Origin of the sequence: Dyadobacter sp. CY343 (assembly GCF_021390335.1) — a bacterium.
Classification (GTDB): domain Bacteria; phylum Bacteroidota; class Bacteroidia; order Cytophagales; family Spirosomataceae; genus Dyadobacter.
The window spans coordinates 136,845-152,535 of the sequence record NZ_JAJUXK010000005.1 but is presented as its reverse complement, the minus strand read 5'-3'; the positions used below and the strand labels follow the sequence as shown (position 1 = coordinate 152,535).

Annotated in this window: 12 protein-coding genes; 5 read left to right on the top strand and 7 right to left on the bottom strand. The window is 47.3% G+C overall.

Going from position 1 to position 15,691, the window contains the following annotated elements; all coding sequences use genetic code 11:
- Window positions 1-13: 13 nt before the first annotated feature.
- Both mrdA and LZG94_RS18350 read right to left on the bottom strand, forming a co-directional pair.
- Window positions 14-1,957, bottom strand: a complete 1,944-nt coding sequence (mrdA, locus tag LZG94_RS18355; RefSeq protein ID WP_233793257.1) for a penicillin-binding protein 2 — start codon at window positions 1,955-1,957, stop codon at window positions 14-16.
- 72 nt (window positions 1,958-2,029) lie between these two features.
- Window positions 2,030-3,601, bottom strand: a complete 1,572-nt coding sequence (locus LZG94_RS18350) for an NFACT RNA binding domain-containing protein (RefSeq protein WP_233793256.1) — start codon at window positions 3,599-3,601, stop codon at window positions 2,030-2,032.
- Window positions 3,602-3,739: 138 nt separating this feature from the next.
- On the opposite strand from LZG94_RS18350, the gene LZG94_RS18345 reads away from it, so the two are divergent.
- Window positions 3,740-3,967, top strand: coding sequence for a hypothetical protein (locus LZG94_RS18345; RefSeq protein ID WP_233793255.1), 228 nt, complete (start codon window positions 3,740-3,742; stop codon window positions 3,965-3,967).
- A complete protein-coding gene (locus tag LZG94_RS18340) occupies window positions 3,964-4,371 on the top strand; it encodes a putative toxin-antitoxin system toxin component, PIN family (RefSeq protein WP_233793254.1) in 408 nt (135 codons plus the stop codon). The genes LZG94_RS18345 and LZG94_RS18340 overlap by 4 nt, the downstream gene beginning before the upstream one ends.
- 79 nt (window positions 4,372-4,450) lie before the next feature.
- Here the strand turns inward: LZG94_RS18340 and LZG94_RS18335 are convergent, their stop codons facing one another.
- The 4 genes from LZG94_RS18335 to LZG94_RS18320 form a co-directional block, all read right to left on the bottom strand.
- A complete protein-coding gene (locus tag LZG94_RS18335) occupies window positions 4,451-6,025 on the bottom strand; it encodes a DHA2 family efflux MFS transporter permease subunit (RefSeq protein ID WP_215231846.1) in 1,575 nt (524 codons plus the stop codon).
- A gap of 33 nt (window positions 6,026-6,058) precedes the next feature.
- Entirely contained in the window at window positions 6,059-7,141 is a 1,083-nt protein-coding gene (locus LZG94_RS18330) for an HlyD family secretion protein (RefSeq protein WP_233793253.1), read from the bottom strand.
- Window positions 7,142-7,291: 150 nt separating this feature from the next.
- A complete protein-coding gene (locus tag LZG94_RS18325; protein ID WP_233793252.1) occupies window positions 7,292-8,632 on the bottom strand; it encodes a TolC family protein in 1,341 nt (446 codons plus the stop codon).
- The gene (locus LZG94_RS18320) at window positions 8,610-9,254 is read right to left on the bottom strand and encodes a TetR/AcrR family transcriptional regulator (protein WP_233793251.1); all 645 of its coding nucleotides are present in this window, start codon (window positions 9,252-9,254) and stop codon (window positions 8,610-8,612) included. Before LZG94_RS18320 ends, LZG94_RS18325 begins: the two co-directional genes overlap by 23 nt.
- 258 nt (window positions 9,255-9,512) lie before the next feature.
- On the opposite strand from LZG94_RS18320, the gene LZG94_RS18315 reads away from it, so the two are divergent.
- A complete protein-coding gene (locus LZG94_RS18315) occupies window positions 9,513-12,890 on the top strand; it encodes a zinc-dependent metalloprotease (RefSeq protein WP_233793250.1) in 3,378 nt (1,125 codons plus the stop codon).
- A gap of 3 nt (window positions 12,891-12,893) precedes the next feature.
- Here LZG94_RS18315 and ruvC read toward each other — a convergent pair whose 3' ends face one another.
- The gene (ruvC, locus tag LZG94_RS18310) at window positions 12,894-13,487 is read right to left on the bottom strand and encodes a crossover junction endodeoxyribonuclease RuvC (protein ID WP_229254483.1); all 594 of its coding nucleotides are present in this window, start codon (window positions 13,485-13,487) and stop codon (window positions 12,894-12,896) included.
- On the opposite strand from ruvC, the gene LZG94_RS18305 reads away from it, so the two are divergent.
- Window positions 13,486-14,487, top strand: a complete 1,002-nt coding sequence (locus LZG94_RS18305) for a lysylphosphatidylglycerol synthase domain-containing protein (RefSeq protein ID WP_233793249.1) — start codon at window positions 13,486-13,488, stop codon at window positions 14,485-14,487. The genes ruvC and LZG94_RS18305 overlap by 2 nt on opposite strands.
- Window positions 14,488-14,497: 10 nt before the next feature.
- The gene (locus LZG94_RS18300; protein ID WP_233793248.1) at window positions 14,498-15,649 is read left to right on the top strand and encodes a glycosyltransferase; all 1,152 of its coding nucleotides are present in this window, start codon (window positions 14,498-14,500) and stop codon (window positions 15,647-15,649) included.
- The last annotated feature ends 42 nt before the right edge of the window (window positions 15,650-15,691 follow it).

The window sequence follows — 15,691 nt, the reverse complement described above, 5'->3', positions numbered from 1 at the left end:
ATCTGTACATAGATTATGGATTCACAGCAACTGGTCTGTTGCTCACCACAGGTTTCGCGGGAGCAGCAGGCTTTTTCTTCACAGAATCGGCAGGTACCGGTTTTTTCCTGGTGCTGTCGGTAGTAACTGGCTTTTTCACGCCTGGAAGGATTACTTTGCTCATAAAATCCGCTTTCAGCATTCGCTCCTCCAGCGCCTTGTTGGTCACCTTTCTTGTTAAATACTTTTCGATCACAAGGTTGGCGATCGGCGCAGCGGCTGATCCTCCTGCTCCTGCATATTCCACAAATACTGCGATGGCGATCTTGGGATCATCCGCCGGTGCAAATGCAATGAAGATTGAACTATCATCCCCTTTTTTGTTCTGCGAAGTCCCCGTTTTACCCGCAATCGTAATACCTTCCACTCTCGATCTCCGCGCAGTACCACCTTCCACCGCACCGATCATTCCTTCGATCACAGGATCAAAATGACGAGGATCAACGCCGCTGTCGTGCCTTTCCAGAAACTCGGGCTTTACATACTTTTTATCACCAATCCCGTGAATTACGTGAGGTGTATAATAGTAACCGCGGTTCGCGATAATCGCAGCGACATTGGCCATTTTCAAAGGTGTAATCAGCAACTCGCCTTCACCAATACTGAGGGAATAGATATTTGAAAACTTCCACCGGTATTCTCCGTAAAAGCGATCGTAATATTTTTTGTTGGGCAAATTACCTTTGTATTCGCTCGGAAGGTCTATCCCCAGCCGCTGACCAATCCCGAATTTGCTCATTTTGTCGTGCCAGTCGTCGAGACCAACCGCAGATGCGCGAAAAGTATTGGTTATATTGTTTTTATAGATCAGCCTACGGAAAACGTTGTAGAAATAAGGGTTGCAGGAATGCATTACCCCAAGTGCGACGGTACTTGTCGCCGGGTGCACGTGGCAGCCCATCGGACAGTTTGCGTGCGTAAATCCACTTTCGGGCGTAATCACTCCTGCCTGCAAACCAATCAGCGCCTGGATCAGCTTGAAGGTAGATCCCGGGCGGTAACTCGCCATGACCGGCCTGTTGAACAGCGGTTTGTAAGGATTGCGCGCGAGTGCCGCAAAGTTCTTGGAAAAATGCCTGCTTGCAAGAATATTGGGATCGTAAGTCGGCGCGGAAACCATTGAAATGATCTGCCCGGTCTTTGGCTCAATAGCAACAACGCTACCCACCTTGTTGACCATCAGACTGTCCGCATATTGCTGTACTTCGAGATCAATGCCCGTGTAAAGGTTTTCGCCAGCGACTGCCATCGTATCAAGCTCGCCGTTTTTCCAGGGACCTTTGTAAACGCCGGCCACATTCTGCATCACAAACTTGGTACCCCGCTTCCCGCGCAGCTCATTTTCATAAATTTTCTCAATCCCGCTTTGCCCGATGTAGTCACTCTGCCGGTAATAAGGCTCCTCCTGCTTTTCCAGCTGTGATCTGGTAATCTCACTGACGTAGCCAAGCGTATTCGCCAGGGTTGGCGCGGTGTATGTTCTGAGTGAGCTTTTGGCAAATTCAAAACCTGAATAATCAACCATAACGTCCTGAATAGACGCAAAGTCTTCTTTCGATAATTGTCGGAGAAATAGCGAAGGTTTAAACGGGCTATAAGCAGCCGCAGCCGCCATTAAACTGTCAAAATCCCGCCGCTCGATCCCCAATACCTGGCAAAAACGCAGGGTATCCTCCACTCTGGCTTTTCGGGGGGTTACCAAAAGGTCATAAACAGGGGTATTATAAACGATGAGCTTTCCAGTACGATCGTAGATCTGGCCGCGGAAGGGGATTTCAATAACACGTTTGATAGAATTACTCGACGACTCGATGGAATAGCTCTCGTCAAGAACCTGTAAGTAGAAGAGCCGCAATAAGTATATTAAACCTACTAATGAGAAAAATCCAATAATAACGAAGCGACGATTTTCAAGCATTCTGCACTATAAAATTCCGGTTTTCTATTTTTATACGAAGTTCGTCATATCGTTACACATATCAAAGCCTGTTTACTCGCCCCGCGCGACGACCATAACGACCGATTCTTTGTCGATTACCACTGCGCCGTCCGGAAGCCCTTTCGGTTTTCGTACAAATTTTTTCGGTGTGTAAATAACCGGGCACAGCGAGTCATTTTTTCTTTTGGAATAAAAGGCGGCCAACTCCGCCGCCCGTTCGATCACCGGTGCTGGAAACGGTTTTCCTGACTGATTTTTCACTACCACGTGCGAGCCGGTCACATCTTTGGCATGCAGCCAGAGATCTTCTTTTCCGGCATATTGTTTGGTCAAAACGTCATTATTCTTGGCATTTCTACCAATCAGGATCACGTAACCCATAAATTCGACGCGCTTGAAAAGCTCACTTACAGGCACCTCTGCTTTTTTCCCGTCCAGCTGGTGCGCCTTCACGTAAGCCCTGAGCTCCCGCAGTGATTCGAATGCGCCTATTTGCTCCAAATGCAAAGCCAGTTCTGTCCTCTCTTTTTCACGAAATGCAAGACTATCGTTGAGCCGCGCCAGCTCTATTTTTTCATTTTTAGATTTCCGGTAATAATTCTCTGCGTTCTTCTGTGCGGAAAGCTCTTTTTTCAGCTTGACTACGATCTGAGTATCCCGGTAAAAATCAAAAAGCTCCACTTTCTCTGTCCGCTCGGGGATAGCGTGCATATTGGCCATAATGATATTTCCAATCTCATCGTTCCGTACCGCATTTTCCAGCTCGACCAATTTTTCAAAGGTATTTTCAAGATAATTATCCGTCTGCTGAATGCGTTTTCGCAGTATTCTCAGCCAATCGGCTTTCTCCCTGTCCAGCCCACTGAGCCGGATGTAAGTGATGTAAAATGCATTCAGTGCCTCAACCGGATCGGTGTATTCCTCTATTACCTCGCCGATTTCTAATAGTACCAGCGCCGGTTCGAGTTCATTTTTGACCAAATAAAACACCTCTGCATCCAACTGCTTCAACACCTCCTGAATGACATCCCAGCGTTCCTGCGGCTCTTCTTTTCCTTTTAGTTTTTCGGATAAATAAGCATTTACCAGCTTCCCGAATGTTGGGAAAAGGGGTTTGTGATCTAGGTTATTTTGAAGGTAGGCTTCGAAAGATTGATCTACATCGCGGTCGAGCGACGCGAGTGAAAGTGATTTATCAGGAGTTAATTTATTATTGAAAACCTGAATAATACTACCCCCCCTATCAAAAGAAAGCAAATTCGATCTGTTCCCGAAAAGCTTGAAGACCAATGCACTATCATCAGATAACTGAACTATAATCGCGCGCTCATTCTTGAATACCCGTACTAAGGCAACCGGTTTATTCTCAAAATCGATGAAGAGGTTCACACTATTCTTCCGCGCCCGGTCAAATTTGTCGGGAAAGCTCAGACAGGCGAATTGAGAAGTAAGGGTTGCTTTTATAAAAAAAGGATTGATCAATTCCTCTTCCCCAGCCTGATCCGCAAAAATCAGGATGATCTCATCCTTCTCCTGACTGAAAGCCTCAATAAAATATTTCCCCGCCAAACGATCATGCAGGGCCGGAGCGAGTTGTTTTAAAAAATGGTAATTCTGATGCAAAGTCAGGGCATTTGGTTCAGAGCAAAACTACTTTGTTTTGTTTGCTAATTGATAAGCACCGTTTGGATAATTTGAGATTGGAAAGAACGGTTTTCTGGTAAAAGGTTGTTAAGTTGTATGAACATTAAACGGATTGAAATGGAACAGACAACCAAGTTGAACGACATGCAACTGTTCATGCTCAGGATGTTTGAGAAACAACTCAACGCAAGACAAGAGCGTGAAATAAAACAACTACTCTCAGAGTATTTTGCAAAACAGATCGACGAAGAAATGGATCGAATTTGGGAGGAAAAGAGCCTGACACAAGAAAAACTCGACGAAGCACTGAAATCTCACAAACGCACTAAATATGGAGTTTCTTGATTCTTGTAATTGATACCAATTGTCTGCTTGTAAGTATTCCCAGGTTGTCAAAAACGCGATGGCTTTTTGATGCATTGAAGGCAGGAACCTTTCAGATTGGTATTACGAACGAAATTATTGAAGAGTACGATGAGGTTATCGGCAACTTCTATTCTCCTACACTCGCTGCGAATACGATAGAGCTTCTCTTAAATCTCAATAATACAATTTGGGTTACCCCTTTCTATAAATGGGGGTTGATTAAAGACCAGGATGATAACAAATTTGTAGACTGCGCAATCTCCTGCCAGGCAGAATACATTGTAACTCACGACAGGCATTTTAACATTTTGGAAGAAATCCCATTTCCCAAGATCAGGATACTGACGATGAATAAGCTGCATTCGCTCTTGGCAACCCGCTAAGCCGGAGAATCCTGCAAAAAAAAAAGAGAAGCTCCCCAAGGCTGGGAAGCTTCTTCAATAACACTACTACACTTAAAAATTAATGCACTGCCGAAGTATCTACTTTCGTTTTGCCACTTTTTGTCCAAAGCACAAACGGGACGCAGATCAGGAACAGAATGCCCAGGTAAAGAAATACATCCATATAAGACATCACCTGCGCCTGTTTTGAAACCGTAAAGTCAAGGATCTTGTACCCGCTTTTCAAAGCAACATCAGACGAAAGTCCCTTTGCCATAAATGAGTGCTGCAAACCTTCAACCCGCTGCTGAACGATCGGATTGTTGACATCGAGCTTACTTACCAGATCATTCCGGTGGAACATATTCTGACGGGCTATGAAGGTGGTAATTACCGCAACTCCAAAAGAACCGCCCAGCTGCCGCATCATCCCCGTAAATGCCGCTCCCTCACCAATTTCGCGCCCCTTCAATGTCGACAATGCGAGCGTTGTGATGGGTACAAATAACAATCCCAGCCCTATTCCACGCACGATCAGCATATTGAAAAACGCGTCGCTGCCGGTATCCGGCGTCAGTACCAGGTAGCCCCAGTAGCTGTAAATGAAGAAAAACACCATTCCGATCGCCACCAGATATTGTTGTTTCACGCCGCGCTGCAAAAGCTGCCCGACAATAGGCATCATCATGGCGGTCACGATAGCGGCGGGTACCATCAGCATTCCTGACTGGGTTGCTGTCCAGCCCAATGTCGCCTGGGTGTAAAGCGGGATAATGAATGTGGAACCGTACAACCCAAAACCAAGAATGAATGAGAGTATCGTACCGACCCTGAGGTTACCATTTTTCAAAACCCGCAGGTTCACGATCGGGTTCTTGTAAGTGAGCTCCCGCCAGATGAAGAAGAAGAATGAGAAAACCGTGGTTATCGAAAGAATAGTGATGATCTCGTCATTGAACCAATCCTCTTCCTGCCCTTTTTCCAACACATATTGCAAAGAACCCACTGCCGCTGCCAGGAAAATGATCCCCCACCAGTCGATTTCACTGCTGCTCTTTTTCTCCGAATACTTCGGACTTCTCACAAATTGCAGCGTAAGCATTGCCGCGATAATACCGAGCGGAATATTAATGTAAAATATGTAAGGCCAGCTGTAATTATCCACAATGTAACCACCCAGCGGCGGACCTAATGTAGGCCCGACAATCACACCTAACCCATAAATAGCCTGCGCAATCCCGCGTTTTTCAGGCGGATAACTTTCGGTGATCAGCGTTTGCGCGGTTACCAGTAAAGCGCCGCCGCCAAATCCCTGGATCAGCCTGAAAAAGACCAGCTCCCAAATATTATTTGCATTACCGCAAAGAAATGAGGCGACGGTAAATATGATAATGGAGGCCGCAAAATAATTTCTACGTCCAAATTGCTGGGAAAGCCAGCTCGTCATCGGCACAATGATCACATTACCGATCGCATAAGCCGTAATTACCCAGCTCACTTCCGATAATGTACCGCCCAGGTTTCCCCTCATATCGTTGAGGGCAACATTGACGATCGTTGTATCCACAATTTCCAGCAGCGCGCAAAGCACGGCGGTAATTGTAATAATGATCCTTCTATACCCGTATTCTACGAGTGATTCCTGTAATTCCATCCTGATTTATTTCAAGATTAGTAATTCGATATCCTAGTTCAGCTCCACGTCCACCTGCACGTTCATGCCAGGACGCAGCTGCGCGATAAACGCATCATCCGCTTTTGTAAATTCAATCCTAACCGGCAGACGCTGAACTACTTTCACGAAGTTGCCACTTGCATTGTCGGGAGGAAGCAGTGCGAAACGCGCGCCGGTTGCAGGTGAAAATGAGGCAACTTTTGCTTCAAATTCATGGTCAGGATACGCGTCCACATGTATTTTCACATGCTGGCCCAGCTTCATTCTGGTAAGCTGCGTTTCCTTGAAATTCGCTACTATCCAGGGTTCAGTGGTTGATATAATGCTGAAAAGCGACTGTCCCGCTTGCAAAAACTGTCCAAGCTGCGCATTCACTTTTGAAACGCGGCCGTCGGTTGGCGCTGTGATCACGGTGTAGGAAAGATTCAATTCCGCATTCGCGATCTCCGCCGCACGGGCTTTGATATTTGCATTGGCCACGGCAGTTTGGCGTGAAGTAGCGCTCGTCTGCTTTCCGGCCGCCTTCGCCTGACGCTCCGCCGCATTTTTCTGAGCTACCAAAACCGCCAGCTGGCGTTCGGCTTTCTGTTTCGTAGCCGAAGCCTGCTCAAATTCTTGCTGCGTGATCGAATGGTCTTTGATCAGGTTCTCATATCTCGCAAAATCCTGGTTCGCCCGCCACACATTGACTTTCGCTTCCTCGATCTGTGCTTCCACAATCGAAACATTCGCTTCGTAAGTAATGCCGCTCGCCTGAGAGGCAGTGGTTGTCGCATTCGCTACCACCAAACTTCCCTCCGACCCTGCGAGCGCAGCTTTCGCCTGTTCGAGCCTGATCTGCTGATCGCGGTTATCGAGCACAAGCAGCGTATCACCTTTCTTAACTTCCTGATTGTCTTTTACTTTGATCTCAGTAACATAACCTGATATCCTTGGAATAACCGGACTGATATTCGCATCAACCTGCGCATCGTCTGTTTCCTCGTGGTGTAATCCGTGGTTATACTTCGTAAATCCCCAGGTCCCGCCAGCCATAATCAGCACAGCCAGGATGATAATAAACCGGTTATTTTTCTTCTTCGGTGTGGTTTCCATTTTACAATGATTGAATGAGTGAATTAGTGAATTAGTGAATGTTTTTTGGGAGGAAGGAGGAAGGGAGGAAGGAGGAAGGAATAAAAAATATTATAATTACTGCGAAACTCCATCCTCCCTTTCCTCCATCCTCCTTTCCTCCCTTCCCCCCTACTGAATCACCCCCGCAGTTTGTTCCAACCGCTTGAAAGCGACGATGGCATCTGCCTTGGCGGCTTCGTAGTTGATTTTTGATTGTACCTGGGCTACGTCAGCGTCGAGGAGTTCGGTGGTGGTTACCAGGCTGTTATCGTATTTATTTTTGGTAATGCGGTAATTTTCGTTCGCCTGCTCCACTGCCTTCGCATAAACATCTATTTTTCTTTTACTCAAAACATAGTTGTAATAGGCAGTATTGACTTCAAGATGCAGCTTGTCCAGCAAGATATCTTCATTGGTTTTCAGCTGATAAGCGTGTGTCCGTGCCTGAGCGATTTTTGAACCGGATTTCCAGAGCGACGCCACATCGTACCTGATCCCAACGCCCGCATTCACAGCATTCGGGATAACTGCAACGCCGGGAATGTTCAGCGCGACGTAGCCCGCCGTCAATGCCACACTTGGATAAAAATCCGCTTTGGCGCCCTTAATATCCACATTCGCTGCCTTTTGGCGAATCCCATTTGCTGCAATATCCTTTCTGTGCGTCAATGCTGTTTGTTCCCAGTCACCCACATTTCCTTCTTCTTTGAAAGTCAGAAAACTTGCAGAATCTGCCAGCAACGGCGTATTTTCGGGCAATCCCAAAAGCAGGTCCATATTGATCGTGGTCACTTTCAGGTCGTTTTCTGCGTCAAGTAATGTAAGCTCCACGTTAGATTCCTGCAACTTGGCTTTCATCAGATCGTTTCTCGCGAGCATTCCATTTTTTTCACGATTGGTAAATTCTTCCACCCGCTGGCGCTCACGCAATAGGTTTTCAGCAACCAGATCGACCGATTTTTTAGCTTTGTAAAGGTTACTGTAAGCCGCAATTGTATTCTGGATCACCGCGTCGCGGTCACTTTCAGCATCGAGTTTCGCAGCTTCTTCAAGGTAGTGTGCTGATTGCAGTCCGTATTTGAACCGGAAACCAGAAAATATCGGCAGCGACGCACTCGCCATTCCGTACATGACCTGGTGCACTTCCGGAGTCGCCGAGCCCGAGGCGGTACTGTCGCTCGTGCTTGGTTTTACCTTCAAATTGATATTCGGTGTGTTGACCCGCAGGTAGGAACCCGAAATGCTCAGACTAGGCAGCTGATTTTCCTTGATCTGCCTGATACTCAATCCGGCCAGGTCTACATTGGTCTGGCTCAATTTCAGCTGTTTGCTGTTTTTCAGGCTCATTTCAATGGCCTCTTCCAGGGTAATCGTGCGTGCGGCCTGGGCGAATGCGTGGGAATTTGCTGCGATCCAGATCGCTCCGGCTGCCACCCAAACCATTCTCCTAATTTTGAATGTGGTGTTCATTGGTTACTGTCGATTTAAATAAGCTTTTAAGATGCTGGCTCAGACTGCGTTTCAAGTGTATTTGAAACTCCTCCTCGCCCATCGATTCCAGGTTGTTGATTTTCTTGTAAAAGTCCTGTGTAGCAATCGCGTAGTTGACGGTCCCGTAAAGTGTTGTGCTCATCAGGCTCATATCGATCCCTTCACGGAAAACCCCGGCCGCCTGTCCCTCCTGGATCAGACGCTGCATGAGTTCGATGTTCCTCATTTTCAGTCCCATAATGTGTTTGGATATGGTCTCGTTACGGTCCGAAGAAAGCGTTTCGCGCAGCATGATATTGTGAAAGCTCTGGTTACCCATTAACCTATCTATCACATTGTCTATCAGCATATTGATCTTTTGCATGGGACTCAGCTCATCGTTTGTGACCAGCGTTTCCAACCGCGATCTGGACTCTGTCATCCTGAACTGAAACAAAGCTTCGATCAGCTTTTCCTTCGACCCGAAATAGTAGGAGATCATCGACACATTCACGTCCGCCTCCTGCGCAATGTCGCGCACCGAAGTACCGGCGAAGCCCTTTTGAGCGAAAAGCCGCTCCGCGACTTCTATTATCTGTATTTGTTTCGAGTTATATTCCATCTAATGTATTCACCATCAGCTGTTAAAACTTCATTATTGCTGATTGCAAAACAAAGGTAACTGACTGAAAAACAAAATTCAAACGATCGTTTGAATTTATCAAACAAACGTTTGAATTATGGTATCAATTATTAATTTAATACCATTAAAATTTTTTAATATTTAGATTAAAACGGAAGCAACGTTATCGCTGCAGATATTGTCATATCTTGGACACATAAATATTCCACCCATTCCTTTTCGTTCGTCAATCCGCTTATGAATGCAATTTCTACCGGCAGGTCGTTGCTGATCTTTCTATTCTTTTTCATTTTTAAAATAGCCGCCGCGCAGCAGAATCTGCCGGTTTGCGCCACAAACGATTCACTATCAGGTGCCAGATTAGCCAAATACGCGCAACTCAGTGACCTCACCCGAGCGCGTACCTCGGCCGGCGAAAGACTGGAATACCGCCTCGGTATCGACATCAATTATGACACTTACGTCGCATATAATGGCGATAAGGACAAACTCACAAAAGAGGCTTACCGCTTTATACAGGCAGCGTCGGACATTTTCGAGCGCGAGATCAATGTAAAGCTGACGATCAGCTACATCCAGATCTGGGATCAGCCCGAACCTTACGTTTTCACAAACGACTTCGAATATTTCACACACGTCCTGAACTACTGGACGTTGAACCGTTTTGAAGAACGCGACGCGGTAGTCGGCTTTTCGGTGCGAAACGGGTGGTTTTACGGAGGCTACCGCATGTGTACATCCAACTTCCCAGTGCCCGGTAATTCTTATATTGATGTAGACCTGCTTTGCCATGAACTGGGACACACCTTAGGCTCGCCGCATACCCACAGCTGCTCCTGGCCCGGCGGTCCGATCGACCGCTGTACCAATGTGGAAGGCGCTACAAGCGAATGCGAGGACGGTTACCAGGAGTATGTGAATGGTTCGATTATGTCCTATTGCCGTAGCGTGCTCAGCTTTCACCCGCTTTGCAGGAATTTGATGCGCGACTATGCGGAAGGTAAGATAGAACCGACTTTCAAGCTCGGTGCATTCACCGAGCAGCCCAGTGCGCCTGCCGCACTTTCACTCCGCGAACCAAATCCCGACGCAACCATTTCCACCCCGTCTTTCGACTGGAAAGCAGCCTTTCGCGCGGATAGGTACCGGTTCCAGATCGCAAAGGATCAAGCATTTACACAAATTGTGGAGGATACACTGATCAGACAATCTTATTTCCAATCGCGCGGACAAAGTGAGGGCAGTTATTTTTCCCGGTACCGGGCAGAAAATGATATTAAAGCAGAAGAATGGTCGCAATCTGTCCGCTTTACGATCGCACCTTTCTCAACCAGCACCGCACCTCCCCTGCTCTTTGATGCCAGAATAATCAGTGCGAGGAATCTGACCGGCTATTTTTATGCATTTGCGGGTATCAGTCACTATGAGGTGGAGATCACCGACGTGAATGCGCGGGAAAGTTTTACACGGTCGTTTGAAACCCTTGCCGGGGCGCAACAGTCTTTTTCAATTTTACACCCTTATGAATGGTATAAGCAGTTTATAGTCCGTTTGCGCGTTCAGAAAAATAATGTCTGGGGCGAATGGTCTGCTGTTTATCCCCTTTCCCAATCCTGGACGAATGCTTTCGGCCCGGCCAATCAGGTTACAAAAACATCGAGCACCCCTATCCTGACAACAACGCTGTCAAAAGGCACATTTCACCCTGGCCCTATTACAGGTTACCTCGAAGTGGCGACGGACAACAAGTTCAGTAACATCGTGCATCGCGATTCCATGGCGTCCAATGCGATTAATAGCTGGAATTCCACCAAAATGCTCTACCGCCCCGATTTGCAGGAAAATTCATCCTATCATGTTCGTTCCAGAATCAAATGGGCGCCTAAATCTTATTCAGAATGGGAGAACTTACAGCTCAGCACGGGATTCAAGGATCAGCGGTTTCGGTATCTGGGCGTTGTTTCGCCCAACTTGCAGGAACCAGGATACACGGCGATGTTTAGAAACCGGTTTGTAAAGGGAGTTGACAAAATGTACGTTCACTCTATCACCGCCGGCTACTATGAAAGCGGAGATCTGGACCAATGGGATACCTACATTTCCTCAACCACAAATGGCAAGTCACCCAATACCCTCCAATTCTTCGGGACTAACCGAAATGGAACGATCTATATGATGGACCTGGCCAATAATATGGTAGTAAAAACAGGCAATACCTACAAAAGATATTTACAACCCGAGAAATTTTACTCCAATGGTTTATGCCCGCTCGCAGTCACTGAGAACAGCGGGGTTTTCTTTGTGACCGGTGACAGGGGTATAGGTCGTTTTCAGGAAGGAAAGTGGTATTTCTACGGCCAGGAAACATTTGGCACCACCCGGCTGATGACGGTGACAAGTGACCCCGACGATCATATCTGGGCTGTAACCGATCAGGGGAACGTTTGGAAATTCTATAATAACAACTGGTCGCAGCATTCATTTATACCGGAAGGCTACCGCGTTACAGGGTTGGCTTTTGATCAGAATAAGCTGCCCACCGCCTATGGTGAATTCGGTATCAGGCAACTCAACTCTGCTAATAATAGCTGGGAAATGATCGAGGCAATTGCCCCGCAATCTATTAGAAAGGTTGTTTTCGATAAAAATAACCGGCTTTGGGCTGCGTCATTCAACTTTTGGGACGACACCAACATTCAGCAAAGCCTGATCAGTTACAAAGACGGAATCGCAAATGTGTACACGGACGGTCTGGATATGCTCAGGGAGAACTTTGACATCGAGTACTTTAACGAAAAACTGCTGATTCTCACAGGTGGGGCCGAGCTGCATACTTTTGACGAAAATAAAATCCAGCGGTTCGAACCCAAAGCGGGCTATTGCACGGGCGAAAACGTAGCACTTACGATCACTTCCAACTCGACTTTTTCCAAAAACAAATCGGCTACGGTTGAAATCAGGAATATGGAGAAAGGGAATATCACGAGCATTCCGGTTCAGGTCGAAAACGGGCTGATCAGCTTCCAGTTGCCTGAAACGATTGCAAAAGGTACTTACGCGCTCAAAACGATATTTACGTATCCGGCCCTGGAAAGTAACGAAAGCGGCAGTTTCCAGATCCAGCCGCCTGCGATAGTAAATGTAAAAGTGGAGAAAAACGGGTTCTTTAAAACGGCATTGAAAGTCGCAGAAGCTCCGGACCAGAGTTATCAGTGGCAACTCAACGGAACCGATATTCCCGGTGCGACCAGCCCGGTATGGATGGCTTCGCAGAGCGGCGAGTACCGTGTCATCATTTCAAATGACGGAGGCTGTGCATTGCGATCTGAGATGATTCCTGTGACGATTGATCAGCCGAACGAGGTTACCCTATTGCAAAATAACCCAAACCCGGCCGGCTCCTCCACCGATATTTCCTTCTATCTGCCTACTCAGACAGAAGTAGCGCTTGAACTATTTAACCTGCGCGGACAGAAAATTATGCAACTTCAAAAAGGCGATCTGGCACCCGGCTGGCACTTCTCGAAAGTGAATGCAACCAACCTGCCAAGCGGCGTTTATGTGTACAGACTGAAAGCAGGAAATACAGAAAAAGCGTTGAAAATGATCAAATAATGCTCATTTCACACGGTTGGGGTTTTCGGTAACGAATGCGCCCCAACCGCCTTTTTTCGACTTTTTAGCAGAGCCCGTCGCGCTCGCGGCTGGTGAATTAGCGTGGTACTGGTGACATATCGCGATCGCAATTCCGTCGGTAGCATCCATAAACTCCCGGTTCAGTTCCATTTTTAATATTTTTTCCAGCATATAAGCAACCTGCTCCTTGGAAGCATTTCCGCTCCCGGTCACCGATTGCTTCACTTTCTTGGGCGAATACTCCACGATGGGGATATTCCGGGCTAGCGCAGCCGCCATTGCCACGCCTTGTGCACGTCCCAATTTCAGCATCGACTGCGCATTTTTTCCATAAAAAGGATCCTCGATCGCCATTTCGTCAGGCAGGTAATCCTCGATCAGCTGGGTAATGCGCTCAAAGATTTTCTTCAACTTCAATTCGTGGGTAGTATATTTGCTCAAATGAATTACCCCATATTGAACGAGAGAAATTTGCTGATTTTTCACCGATATCACACCATATCCCATCACCTGCGTACCGGGATCCACACCAATAATAATCTTCTCGGAAACTTCGGTCTGCTGCAAATTCATCATGGTGCAAGATAACGAACTCTCCCCTCCAAAAGAAGGAACCAAGCGGTTAAACCTGCTCTGGCTGATCAAGCTGGCGGTAACGCTGCTGATCATCAGTTATATCTATAAAACCTTTCAGAACGAGCAGAAAGGCATTACCGACATTGGCGAAGTGCTCAAAACGGTACTACTTCCCGCTCACCTTTACTTACTGCTATTTATCCTCCTGCTCGTCCCCGCCAACTGGGCGCTGGAAAGTTTAAAATGGCAGCGACTTGCGCAAAAGGTCCTTCCGATGACATTCAAAGAGGCTTTACGCGGAACACTTACGGGACTGGCAGTGGGCGTGGCCGCTCCTGCACAATTGGGAGATACCATCGGCCGGATCGCCGCATTGAAATCCGACAAAAGGCTTGAAGCGATCGGGGCTGCGCTGGTTTCAAACGGTATCCAGTTCCTTGTTTCAGTAACAGCCGGAGCCGCCGGTTGGTTTTTGTTAAAAGAAAAACTGACGCTGTCAGACACAGGCAAAACGGCTGTTGATATATTGATTTTCACCATTCTCGGACTTAGTTTCCTGTTATTCGCATTCCGGGCAAAGCTCACAGACTGGCATCCGAATCGGCCGCTATTCAAAAAAATACATTCTTACATTCGGATCATAGGCAGCTATTCAGCCGCGGAACTTGGTGCCGCAACTTGCTTTGGAGCACTCAGGTATCTCATTTTCCTGAGCCAGTTCGTATTAACGCTGTCCCTTTTCGACCTGCCCGTTGCGCCGCTTCAACTTGCTGCCTGCGTGTCTCTGATATTTCTTGCCAAAACCCTTATTCCCGCTATTAATGTGCTGGGCGATCTCGGATTAAGGGAATTTACTGCGCTCCTCGTATTCGCATCCTATCAGGTGCCGCCCGAAAAGATCATCGCGGCGACATTTTTGGTATGGATCATCAATGTGCTCGGCCCGATCCTGGTCGGGATTTACCTGATCTGGGAGAGTAAATGGAAACAAATCAAGTGACAATGCATTCATGATCGAACAATATCTGCTTTCCTGGCTGGTTCCTGCACTTTGGCTGTTAGCATCGAGCTACGCCGTTTTTACATTGCTTTTACTCTTATTTTGGTCTAAAATAAAAACCCCGGCACACCTACCCGGCGAGCATACTGCTACTATTTCCGTAGTGATTCCGGTTAGAAATGAAGCCGCCAATATTGTACTTCTTCTGCAAGATCTGGTATCGCAGACTTTCCCGAACGAAAGGTTTCAGGTTTTGGTCATGAATGATAACTCGACCGACGAAACCGCTGCGCTGGTGGAAGAATTTGCAAGACAAAACCGACTTGATATTCAACTGATCAATCTCCCCGATACGCCCACTACCTCTCCCAAAAAACGTGCAATTGAAACGGCTATCTCCAATGCAACTGGCTCACTGATAGTCACTACCGACGGAGATTGCCGCGTTGAGCCGGATTGGTTGAATGCAATTGCAACTTGCCACGCGTCTATAAATACAAAACTGATCAGCTCGCCCGTAACCTTTTCGCCAGCCAACAGCCTGACAGATCATTTGCAGATTGTGGAATTTTCAAGTCTGATCGGAAGCGGCGCGAGTGCGATCGAGGCTGGCTTTCCCTCTCTCTGCAACGGCGCAAATCTGGCATACGAAAAACAAGCTTTCCTGGATGTAGGCGGCTATGACGGGGTAAGGCACATTGCTTCCGGCGACGACGAGTTTTTAATGCACAAGATCGCAGCCAGATTTCCCGGCTCGGTTCACTTCCTGAAAGACCAGCGCGCAATAGTCAGTACGCAGCCACATTACCGATGGACCGATTTCTTCCGCCAGCGCAAACGCTGGGCGAGTAAATGGAAGCACTACCAAACCGCCACACCCCTCGTCCTCGCGCTTTACGTGTTTTCCTGTAATTTGTCTGTGATTTTAGCCGGTTCGTTTTGGGCGTTTGGTATGCTCGAAACAACTTCTCTTTTGGGAATACTTGCCCTCAAAAATATTCCGGAATGGCTGTTTCTGGGCAGCGTACTGCGCTTTCTGGGCAAACCGCGATCGATAGTTTTCATTCCCATTACCCAGATCATTTACCCTTTTTATGTCTGCTTTTTCGGTTTGGCTGCGCAAAAACCCACCTACAACTGGAAAGGCCGCAAGCTGGTTTGATCGGGACAGCCCAACAAAAAAACTGCCCGCAGACTGCGAGCA

What these genes read in the sequence shown, in the direction of transcription:
- LZG94_RS18305 (WP_233793249.1), top strand. Translation starts at nt 13,486, where the DNA reads ATGGTGCAAGATAACGAACTCTCCCCTCCAAAAGAAGGAACCAAGCGG.
- LZG94_RS18345 (WP_233793255.1), top strand. Translation starts at nt 3,740, where the DNA reads ATGGAACAGACAACCAAGTTGAACGACATGCAACTGTTCATGCTCAGG.
- LZG94_RS18300 (WP_233793248.1), top strand. Translation starts at nt 14,498, where the DNA reads ATGATCGAACAATATCTGCTTTCCTGGCTGGTTCCTGCACTTTGGCTG.
- mrdA (WP_233793257.1), bottom strand. Translation starts at nt 1,957, where the DNA reads ATGCTTGAAAATCGTCGCTTCGTTATTATTGGATTTTTCTCATTAGTA.
- LZG94_RS18320 (WP_233793251.1), bottom strand. Translation starts at nt 9,254, where the DNA reads ATGGAATATAACTCGAAACAAATACAGATAATAGAAGTCGCGGAGCGG.
- ruvC (WP_229254483.1), bottom strand. Translation starts at nt 13,487, where the DNA reads ATGATGAATTTGCAGCAGACCGAAGTTTCCGAGAAGATTATTATTGGT.
- LZG94_RS18325 (WP_233793252.1), bottom strand. Translation starts at nt 8,632, where the DNA reads ATGAACACCACATTCAAAATTAGGAGAATGGTTTGGGTGGCAGCCGGA.
- LZG94_RS18330 (WP_233793253.1), bottom strand. Translation starts at nt 7,141, where the DNA reads ATGGAAACCACACCGAAGAAGAAAAATAACCGGTTTATTATCATCCTG.
- LZG94_RS18315 (WP_233793250.1), top strand. Translation starts at nt 9,513, where the DNA reads ATGAATGCAATTTCTACCGGCAGGTCGTTGCTGATCTTTCTATTCTTT.
- LZG94_RS18335 (WP_215231846.1), bottom strand. Translation starts at nt 6,025, where the DNA reads ATGGAATTACAGGAATCACTCGTAGAATACGGGTATAGAAGGATCATT.